9 protein-coding genes and 2 tRNA genes are annotated in these 8,071 nt (G+C 58.8%); 7 read left to right on the top strand and 4 right to left on the bottom strand.

Annotated features, from left to right (window positions below; all coding sequences use genetic code 11):
* Nucleotides 1–199 precede the first annotated feature (199 nt).
* Together Q0Y09_RS00225 and Q0Y09_RS00220 are read left to right on the top strand one after the other, a co-directional pair.
* Nucleotides 200–1,423 (top strand): aspartate kinase, encoded by a 1,224-nt coding sequence (locus tag Q0Y09_RS00225; RefSeq protein WP_297716358.1) that lies wholly within the window; start codon nucleotides 200–202, stop codon nucleotides 1,421–1,423.
* A 728-nt stretch (nucleotides 1,424–2,151) separates the two neighbouring features.
* Nucleotides 2,152–2,227: transfer RNA gene (locus tag Q0Y09_RS00220), tRNA-Thr, on the top strand.
* 580 nt (nucleotides 2,228–2,807) lie between these two features.
* Here Q0Y09_RS00220 and Q0Y09_RS00215 read toward each other — a convergent pair.
* Nucleotides 2,808–2,896 (bottom strand) — tRNA-Ser (locus tag Q0Y09_RS00215).
* A gap of 177 nt (nucleotides 2,897–3,073) precedes the next feature.
* On the opposite strand from Q0Y09_RS00215, the gene Q0Y09_RS00210 reads away from it, so the two are divergent.
* The 3 genes from Q0Y09_RS00210 to Q0Y09_RS00200 are packed head-to-tail and all read left to right on the top strand — an operon-like array spanning nucleotide 3,074 to nucleotide 4,820.
* Nucleotides 3,074–3,751 (top strand): gamma-glutamyl-gamma-aminobutyrate hydrolase family protein, encoded by a 678-nt coding sequence (locus Q0Y09_RS00210; RefSeq protein WP_297716357.1) that lies wholly within the window; start codon nucleotides 3,074–3,076, stop codon nucleotides 3,749–3,751.
* 48 nt (nucleotides 3,752–3,799) lie between these two features.
* A complete protein-coding gene (locus tag Q0Y09_RS00205; protein ID WP_297716356.1) occupies nucleotides 3,800–4,378 on the top strand; it encodes a xanthine phosphoribosyltransferase in 579 nt (192 codons plus the stop codon).
* A gap of 4 nt (nucleotides 4,379–4,382) precedes the next feature.
* Nucleotides 4,383–4,820: a PaaI family thioesterase gene (locus Q0Y09_RS00200; RefSeq protein ID WP_297716355.1), complete on the top strand. Its 438-nt coding sequence runs from the start codon at nucleotides 4,383–4,385 to the stop codon at nucleotides 4,818–4,820.
* Nucleotides 4,821–4,835: 15 nt separating this feature from the next.
* Here the strand turns inward: Q0Y09_RS00200 and Q0Y09_RS00195 are convergent, their stop codons facing one another.
* From Q0Y09_RS00195 to Q0Y09_RS00185, 3 genes are all read right to left on the bottom strand, one after another.
* Complete coding sequence (locus Q0Y09_RS00195) at nucleotides 4,836–5,141, bottom strand: hypothetical protein (protein ID WP_297716354.1); 306 nt, start codon at nucleotides 5,139–5,141, stop codon at nucleotides 4,836–4,838.
* Between the two features lie 64 nt (nucleotides 5,142–5,205).
* Nucleotides 5,206–5,433 (bottom strand): helix-turn-helix transcriptional regulator, encoded by a 228-nt coding sequence (locus Q0Y09_RS00190; protein ID WP_297716353.1) that lies wholly within the window; start codon nucleotides 5,431–5,433, stop codon nucleotides 5,206–5,208.
* A gap of 12 nt (nucleotides 5,434–5,445) precedes the next feature.
* Nucleotides 5,446–6,015: a DUF2975 domain-containing protein gene (locus Q0Y09_RS00185; RefSeq protein WP_297716352.1), complete on the bottom strand. Its 570-nt coding sequence runs from the start codon at nucleotides 6,013–6,015 to the stop codon at nucleotides 5,446–5,448.
* Nucleotides 6,016–6,171: 156 nt separating this feature from the next.
* Between Q0Y09_RS00185 and Q0Y09_RS00180 the strand changes: the two genes are divergently transcribed.
* Nucleotides 6,172–6,681 (top strand): GNAT family N-acetyltransferase, encoded by a 510-nt coding sequence (locus tag Q0Y09_RS00180; protein WP_297716351.1) that lies wholly within the window; start codon nucleotides 6,172–6,174, stop codon nucleotides 6,679–6,681.
* Nucleotides 6,682–7,075: 394 nt separating this feature from the next.
* The gene (locus Q0Y09_RS00175) at nucleotides 7,076–7,912 is read left to right on the top strand and encodes a cell wall hydrolase (protein ID WP_297716350.1); all 837 of its coding nucleotides are present in this window, start codon (nucleotides 7,076–7,078) and stop codon (nucleotides 7,910–7,912) included.
* The last annotated feature ends 159 nt before the right edge of the window (nucleotides 7,913–8,071 follow it).

The raw sequence follows: 8,071 nt of genomic DNA, 5'->3' as shown, positions 1-8,071 counted from the left end.
GGGCCAGCCTGCTCACCCGGCCCGACGCCCCCGACGGCGAGGCGGCCTTCCTCACCGGCCCCATGACCCGGGCCCAGCTGGAGGAGGTCTGCGCCGGGCTGGGGCTCCAGTCTGTGTTCCGTGTCCTGGAGTGAGGGCATAGACTGACCTGGAGCCTGCCGGCTCCCTTTTCCAGAAACGCTTAGGGGGTACATATACCATGTCACTCATCGTACAGAAATTCGGCGGGTCCTCCGTCGCGGATGCAGACCACATCCGCAACGTGGCCCGCATCATTACAGAGACCTACCGCCGGGGCCACAGCCTGGTGGTGGTCCTCTCGGCCCAGGGCGACACCACCGACGATCTCATCGCCAAGGCGGCTGAGGTCAATCCCAAGGCATCCAAACGGGAGATGGACATGCTCCTCTCCACCGGCGAGCAGATCTCCTGCGCCCTGTGTGCCATGGCCATCGAGGCCATGGGCTATCCGGTGGTCTCCCTCACCGGCTGGCAGGCCGGCTTCAAGACCAACTCGGTTTACAGCTGTGCCCGGATCAAGAGCGTCCGCTCCGAGCGGATTCTGGCCGAGCTGGACAAGAAGAAAATCGTCATCATTACCGGCTTCCAGGGGATCAACAAGTACGGCGACATCACCACGCTGGGCCGGGGCGGCTCCGACACCTCGGCGGTGGCGCTGGCGGCCAGTCTCCATGCCGACCTGTGCCAGATCTATACCGATGTGGACGGCATCTATACGGCAGATCCCCGCACGGTGCGCGGGGCGCGGAAGCTGGACGAGATCACCTATGACGAGATGCTGGAGCTGGCCACCCTGGGGGCCCAGGTCCTGCACAACCGATCGGTGGAGATGGCCAAGCGGTACAACGTGAATCTGGAGGTCCTCTCCAGCTTCTCCGGCCAGCCCGGGACCAAAGTCAAGGAGGTTGCGAAAACCATGGAAAAGCCCTATGTCAGCGGCATTGCCAAGGATAAGAACATTGCCCGTCTGGCCCTCATCGGCCTGCCGGATAAGCCAGGTACCGCCTTCCGCCTGTTCTCCGCTCTGGCGAAGTACAAGATCAACGTGGACATCATCCTCCAGTCCATTGGCCGGGATGAGACCAAGGACATCAGCTTCACCGTGGACCTGGACGACATGGAGCGGGCCAAGCAGGTCATGACCGAGCTGAAGGACGTGCTGGGCTTCGACCACATCGACGTCACCGACGAGATCGCCAAGGTCTCCATCGTGGGCGCCGGTATGATAAACAACCCCGGCGTGGCCTCCCTGATGTTCGAGTCCCTCTACAACGCCGGCATCAACATCCATATGATCTCCACCAGTGAGATCAAGGTCTCCGTGCTGGTGGACAAGTGCGACGCCGATACCGCCGTTCAGGTCATCCACGACCGCTTTTACGAGGAGTTTGGCAACATCTGAATCTGATACGTCGGACAGAGCCCATGGGGCCTGGGACCGCGCCCGAAGAGGGCGGTCCCGGGCCCCTGTGTTGCTCCTTGGGAAAAATGAGGGTCTTTGGGCGGATGTGAAACTTCATGCGCCAAGCGCGTACCACGAAAACGGGCAGAGGCTTGTGGCGCATGAAGTTTATGCGCATATGGGCCGTCCCGGCCCATGCGCTTTGATTTCATGGCCGTGCCGCTGAAAACGGCACATGGCAATTTTGCTATGCTTTTGCATGGAAAAATTGACGGGGCGCACAGAAAGGGCTCCGAAGGCTTTGTAAATAAAATTATGTAATCTAAATGGGGAAAAGGACATGGGGTCAAATAGGCCGAATATAGGTATAAAACAAAAAATATTGAAAAATATAGCGGGAATAGATGTGGAAAACCATGTGGACAATGTGGATAACTCAACGTAGAACTCCTTCGATGGATAAAATTATGTAAACTATTTACAAGATTATGGAAAAACAAAAAAGTTGTGAAAAGCATGAAAAATGGGAAAGCAGGAAGATATTTTTCAGACAGTTGAAAAAATATCCATCTGGAAAAGGAGGGGGGAAAGGTCCCGCCGGGACCGGGGATATACCTGTTGTATAATAGGAGAGAGGGGGCACACCAGCGGGAAACTTGCTTGACAAGTGCCCGGGGTTATAGTATCATATCAAAGCAGTCCGTGTCAGAGTACCGTGAATTTCATACGCTGGTATAGCTCAGTTGGTAGAGCAGCTGATTCGTAATCAGCAGGTCGCAGGTTCGAGTCCCGTTACCAGCTCCAAAACACCCCGAAAACCAAGGTTTTCGGGGTGTTTTTAGCTATAAATTATTTCGCTTGCTTGACCCACAATGTACAGATTCCAAATCAGCTCTTCAAAAAAGAACTTGTTTAGGCAAATGCGTAAGACCCATTTGGGCCCACGCGAGGATAGAACACAGAAAGCACCGGAGATCTTCCGGTGCTTTTGCCATTTATATGGACTGTACCATGAAGCTGCCCATCTCTGAAACAACCCTTATGGATCAACTCTACCACATTTGCAACATCAGCAAACGGAAAGCCAGCTGGCTGGCATCCGCCAAGGGTAGAGCGTTTCCATATCCTCCCAGAAGGATGGAGGAGTTTCGGACAGAAGAATAAAACAGCGGCATGGGTGTCCCATGCCGCTGTTTCCACTTCGATCAGAAAAGGACGGTTAAAACCGATATTTTCTCGAAATAAAACAAAAACGCCGCAAAGCGGCGACACCAAATCGCAACTCAGCGCAGCGGTTGTGATATGGAAAGGAGAAGCAGCAAAATGAGTGCGCTCTGACTTATATAAAAAAGTCGGAGCAAACGATATGACGTTTGCTCCGACGTGGCGCAGCGGGTGGGATTCGAACCCACGTGCGGTTGCCCGCAAACTGATTTCGAGTCAGCCCCGTTATGACCACTTCGATACCGCTGCATATCAAATTACAGGCGCACACAGCGCCTTATAAAAGATACCCTATTTTTTTCTCTTTGTCAATGCCGTGTCTTGAAGTCCCGGGGGCTTTCCGCTATAATATGGACCAATGAATCATCCCGCCGCCGGGCGGCATCGTCTGCGGCGGCGGAATACATTGGGAAACGAGGCTTCGATATGGATACTCCCCGCATTCTGGTCTCCACCTCCAAAGGGCAGTGGGTCAGCTATCGGCAGGCCCTTCGCAGCGCCGGCGCCTGTCCCGAAGGCGGCTACTGTCCGGCCCCCGATCTCAGCTTCGACGGGCTCCTGCTGGCCGGCGGCGACGACATGGACCCTGCCTTTTTCGGTCAGCCCAATCAGGGCTCCAAAGACATTGATCTGGACCGGGATCGGGCTGAGCTGGCCCTGGCCAAGGCATTTTCTGACGCCGGAAAGCCCATCCTCGGCATCTGCCGGGGCCATCAGGTTCTGAACGTGGCCTTCGGCGGCGACCTCATCCAGGATCTCGGCCCCGTGGGCAACCTCTTCCACCGCCCGTCCCCCGGCTGCCACTGGGACAAGGTCCACCCGATCCGCACTCTGCCCGGCTCCGTTCTGGATACCCTCTACGGACCGACACTGGTCACCAACAGCTCCCACCATCAGGCGGTGGACCGGCTGGGCGACGGGTTCACGGCCACCGCCTGGAGCGAATCCGGTGTGGTGGAGGCCATGGAGCACGCCTCTCTGCCCATTCTGACCGTTCAGTTCCACCCCGAACGCATGTCCTACGCGCTCCGCCGCCCGGACGCCGACGACGGCGCGAAGATCTTCGATTGGTTCCTGGCCCGCTGCCGGGCCCAGAATGGCTGACCCTACCTGTTTTGACGTGTTTACATGAGGACGGAGGAACAATATCACATGGAAGAACTGAAAAAACGAATTTTGAAGGATGCCGAAGTGGGGGACGGCGACATCATCCGGGTGGATATGTTCCTCAACCACTGTATGGACATGGAGCTTCTGGAGCACGTTGGCAAGGCCCTGGCCAAGCGTTTCAAGGGAGAAAAGATCACCAAGGTGCTCACCGTGGAGTCCTCCGGCATCGCTGTGGCCTGCTTCACCGCCCTGCACCTGGGCGTCCCCGCCATTTACGCCAAGAAATTTCAGACCGGCTACATCGACCCCGAGGTCTACACCGCCGAGGTCCACTCCTTCTCCATGGAAAAGTCCTACACCATCCGGGTCTCCAAACGCTATCTGGACGAGGACGACCGGGTGCTGCTGGTGGACGACATCCTGGCCAGCGGTCAGGCTACCCTGGGTCTGTTGGAAATCGTCTCCAAGGCGGGCTCTGAGGTGGCAGGTGTGGGCGTGGCCATCGAGAAGGCTACCAAGGACGGCGGCGATGTGCTCCGCCGCATGGGCATCCGTGTGGAGTCCCTGGCGGTGATCTCCCGGCTGGAGGAGGGACACATCGTCCTGGATGATGAGGACTGAGCCCGTGGACCGTTGGGAAGAGGTGCGGGACCTCACCAACCAAAAGAACGCCTTCATGCGTCACAGCGGCATCTGCATCCTGTCCGTGACGCCCGAACGGGTGACGGCCCAGGCCGTCATCGGCCCCAACAGCCTGAATACCGGCGGCGGAGTCCACGGCGGGGTCTATTTCACCCTGGCCGACGCCGCCTCCGGCGCTCTGTGCCGGGCCGACGGCCGGAAGTACGTCACCGAGTGCGCCGACATCCGCTTCCTCAAGGGGGCAAAGGAGGGCGTCATCACTGCAAACGCCACCCTGATCCGCCGGGGCCGGCGGAGCTGCGTGGTCCAGGTGGACATCACCGACGAGGGCGGCGCCCGGCTGGCCCTCTTCACCGCCAACTTCGCCTGTGTGGGCGGGAACGATCAGGAAACCGAAAAACCAGCCTGCCGGTCCCAGTGACCGACAGGCTGGTTTTCATGTTTTTCGGGTACGATACCGCCCTACTGCCCAGGCGGCCACATTGAGGAGCAGGGATACCCCCGTGAGCACACAGGCCGCAAGCAGCATAGCGCCGGCGGTATCCATCAGGGCGCTCCAATCCTCGTAGTACACGCCGCCGTAAAAATAGACGCAGGCCAGCAGGAGGGCGAGGGCGCAGCAGGCGAGACTTGGCCCGGTAAAGCGGACGTCTCTCCGCAGAAGGCCGGCCCCCGCCAGACCCCAGGAGCCAAGCCCCAGAAATAGGGCTCCCAATAAGATCATCGACACGATCACCGCCATAGCGCTCATCCTTTCTAATTATCAACAGCGATTTTGAGATCTGTCTGGCATGAGTACGGTGCGGTCAGTCTCCGCCCCGCGTCTCCTCCTCCGGCACATATTCCAGAATGTCCCCCGGCTGGCAGTCCAGGGCCTTACAGATGGCCTCCAGGGTGGTGAAGCGCACCGCCTTGGCGTGGTTGTTCTTCAAAATGGAGAGGTTGGCTAGGGTGATGTCCACCCTCTGGGCCAGCTCCCGCAGGCTCATTTTCCGCCTGGCCATCATCACATCCAGATTCACGACAATGGGCATACTGGCACCCCCTCAGATGGTCAGGTCATTTTCCGCCTTCAGCTCCGCCGCTTGGCGGAAGAGGGCGGACATGACCAGGCAGAGCAGCCCGCCCATGAAGAAGATGGGGACAAAGAGGGCGTTGTAGGTCAGAAGGGGCTGGATGGAGGCGTAATACCAGAAGCCCCACAGCAGCCGGACCAGCGCGGCAGCAGAGATGAGAAAACAGCAGATTCCAGCCCGCCCCATATTGGCGGCATTGCCCATAGAAAAGGTGCGTGCTTTGAGGATGGTGCCCAGCACCCGGCGGGCCTGCCACAGAATGACCGCTGTACATACTCCGCAGAAGAGGAGAAACAGGGTAAGCACCACATCATAGGCTCCGGAGGTCCATACCCACTTCCAGCTCAGCAGGAAAACGATCAGAACACGGGCCGGCGCCTCCCAGCTCCGCTCATAGGGCGTCAGGTCCAGCAGAGGCTGAACCCCCTTCATCATGGCCAGTCCAGGCACCAGGACCAGGGCGATGAGGTTACACACAAAGGTGATGGTGACCAGGACCTTCAATACCCTGGCCAGCTTCTGCACACTTGTCGCGGGCATGGACAGCCCTCCCTTCCCCATTAAAATATCACAGCGACTATTGAATGTCAATTATTTTTTATTGAAAAACGATAAATTCTGTGTGCAGGCTGGGACGATCACCCGCCCTCCGCCCCTGACTTAGGACGGCAGAACACACTTTTTGAGGTGAACTTCATGGAAGGCTATCAGCTTCGCCCCGCCCGGCCTGACGACCTGGACCAGATCTGGGCCCTGGTCCAGCGGGCGGTGGCCAAAATGAATGGAGAGGGTAGCATGCAGTGGAACGCCGACTATCCGCTCCGCGAAGACTATGCCGAAGACATCCGCTGCGGCAGCCTGTGGTGCGCCGCTGCCGATGATGGGCAGATCCTGGGCACGGCCTGCATCGACCAGGAGGAGGACCCCGCCTACCGGGAGATCCCCTGGACCACGCCCGGTCCGGCCATGTTCGTCCACCGGGCTGCGGTGGACCCCGAGGTCCAGCGGACCGGCGTGGCCACCGCGTTGCTGGAACAGGCGGCGGAATTGGCCCGAGAAAAGGGGCTGCCCGCCCTGCGGCTGGACACTTACTGTGAAAACAGCGGGATGCGCCGCCTTTTGGAGAAGCTGAGGTTTTGCTGGACGGGGGAGTTCCGCCAGCCCTTTCGGCCCCGCCCCTTTTTCGCCTATGAGCTGGCACTCTGAGGGCCGGACTGTGACTCCATCGGAAAAAGACGGGAGAATGAGGATGTTCGCTCCGCTCAGCGAGACTTCGGAGATGCAAGTGACGATTGCGGCCAGGAACAAAGTGACTGCAACGGCGCGGGACCGGGATCATCCGGTCCCGCGCCGCTTTTTGTAGGGGACAGGGAGGGCTTTCTGTCTCTGGGCAAATGTGAAAAAAGAGGTGATTTTCAAGGGGAAAGCTGGGCGGAACACGCAAAAAAATTCCGGTTAGACCCGTTGGGACACAAGGGCTTTGGCTAATTCGACGAAATGTTGCAGAAAATAAGTCTTGCAATCTGTCTTCAAATCGGTTACAATCTGGTTACAAAAGATATGACATGATTACAACATCTGCAAGGAGGATGCATCCGATATGCGTATGCGTATCCTGTGCCTGATGCTCTGCCTGGCCATGGCCCTTCCCATGGGGAGCCAGGCGCTGGCGGCGGAGGCCGCCGCCGACGGGCAGACTGCCGAAGGCGCTTATTTTCTGGTGGACGGGGTCCCCTGCGAGGACCCGGGTCTCACTGTCTACAACGGCATCACCTATGTCTCCCTGGTCAACGCCGTGCTGGGCCTGCGGCCCGACGCCGTCATCGGCTGGGAGGGCGAGTATGCGGTGGTCACCGCGGAGGGCCTGAACATCCGGGTCCGGGTGGGCGACCAGTATATCGAGGCCAACGGCCGCTGCCTGTACGTCCTCAACGGCGTCATCGCCCAGGAAGGGCGTGTGCTGGTGCCGGTGCGCACCATCGCCCAGGCTATGGGCGGCTGGGTGAGCTGGAACCAGGAGAGCGGCGTGGTGGAGGTATACAGCGGCGAGGGGCCCATCGCCTCCGGCGAGAGCTTCTACGACAGCGACTGCCTCTACTGGCTCTCCCACATCATCAACGCCGAGAGCGGGAACCAGCCCCTGGACGGCAAGCTGGCTGTGGGCACCGTCATCATGAACCGGGTGGCCAGCCCCCGCTTCCCCAACACCATTTACGACGTCATCTTTGCCCCCAACCAGTTCACCCCCACCAGAAACGGCAGCATCTACCGGGAGCCCAATACCGAAAGCGTGGCCGCCGCCAAGCTGATCCTGGAGGGCGTCCGGGTGGGCGGCAGCAGCCTCTATTTCGTCAACCCCTCCGTCTCCCCCAACAGCTGGGCCCAGCGCAACCGCACCTATGTGACCACCATCGGGGCTCACGCCTTCTTTAGCTGAATCTGTTCTGCCGGGGCCGAATGAACTGAACCAGTAAAAACGGACAGTGACAAAATACCCCCTGATGTAGGAAAATAGACTACATCAGGGGGTATCGTTATGCGGAAACGAAATTACACACAGGTTCAGGGGCTGCTGCCGGAAATCAAAGTCATGCTG

This window comes from Intestinimonas sp. (assembly GCF_026169115.1).
Taxonomy (GTDB): domain Bacteria; phylum Bacillota; class Clostridia; order Oscillospirales; family Oscillospiraceae; genus Intestinimonas.
Note: the sequence above shows the minus strand (reverse complement) of the source record. Positions and strands in the feature narration are given on the sequence as shown.

Excerpts from the sequence above, each read along its gene's own strand:
- Q0Y09_RS00225 (WP_297716358.1), top strand. The coding sequence starts at position 200 with ATGTCACTCATCGTACAGAAATTCGGCGGGTCCTCCGTCGCGGATGCA.
- Q0Y09_RS00210 (WP_297716357.1), top strand. The coding sequence starts at position 3,074 with ATGGATACTCCCCGCATTCTGGTCTCCACCTCCAAAGGGCAGTGGGTC.
- Q0Y09_RS00205 (WP_297716356.1), top strand. The coding sequence starts at position 3,800 with ATGGAAGAACTGAAAAAACGAATTTTGAAGGATGCCGAAGTGGGGGAC.
- Q0Y09_RS00195 (WP_297716354.1), bottom strand. The coding sequence starts at position 5,141 with ATGGCGGTGATCGTGTCGATGATCTTATTGGGAGCCCTATTTCTGGGG.
- Q0Y09_RS00190 (WP_297716353.1), bottom strand. The coding sequence starts at position 5,433 with ATGCCCATTGTCGTGAATCTGGATGTGATGATGGCCAGGCGGAAAATG.
- Q0Y09_RS00185 (WP_297716352.1), bottom strand. The coding sequence starts at position 6,015 with ATGCCCGCGACAAGTGTGCAGAAGCTGGCCAGGGTATTGAAGGTCCTG.
- Q0Y09_RS00180 (WP_297716351.1), top strand. The coding sequence starts at position 6,172 with ATGGAAGGCTATCAGCTTCGCCCCGCCCGGCCTGACGACCTGGACCAG.
- Q0Y09_RS00175 (WP_297716350.1), top strand. The coding sequence starts at position 7,076 with ATGCGTATGCGTATCCTGTGCCTGATGCTCTGCCTGGCCATGGCCCTT.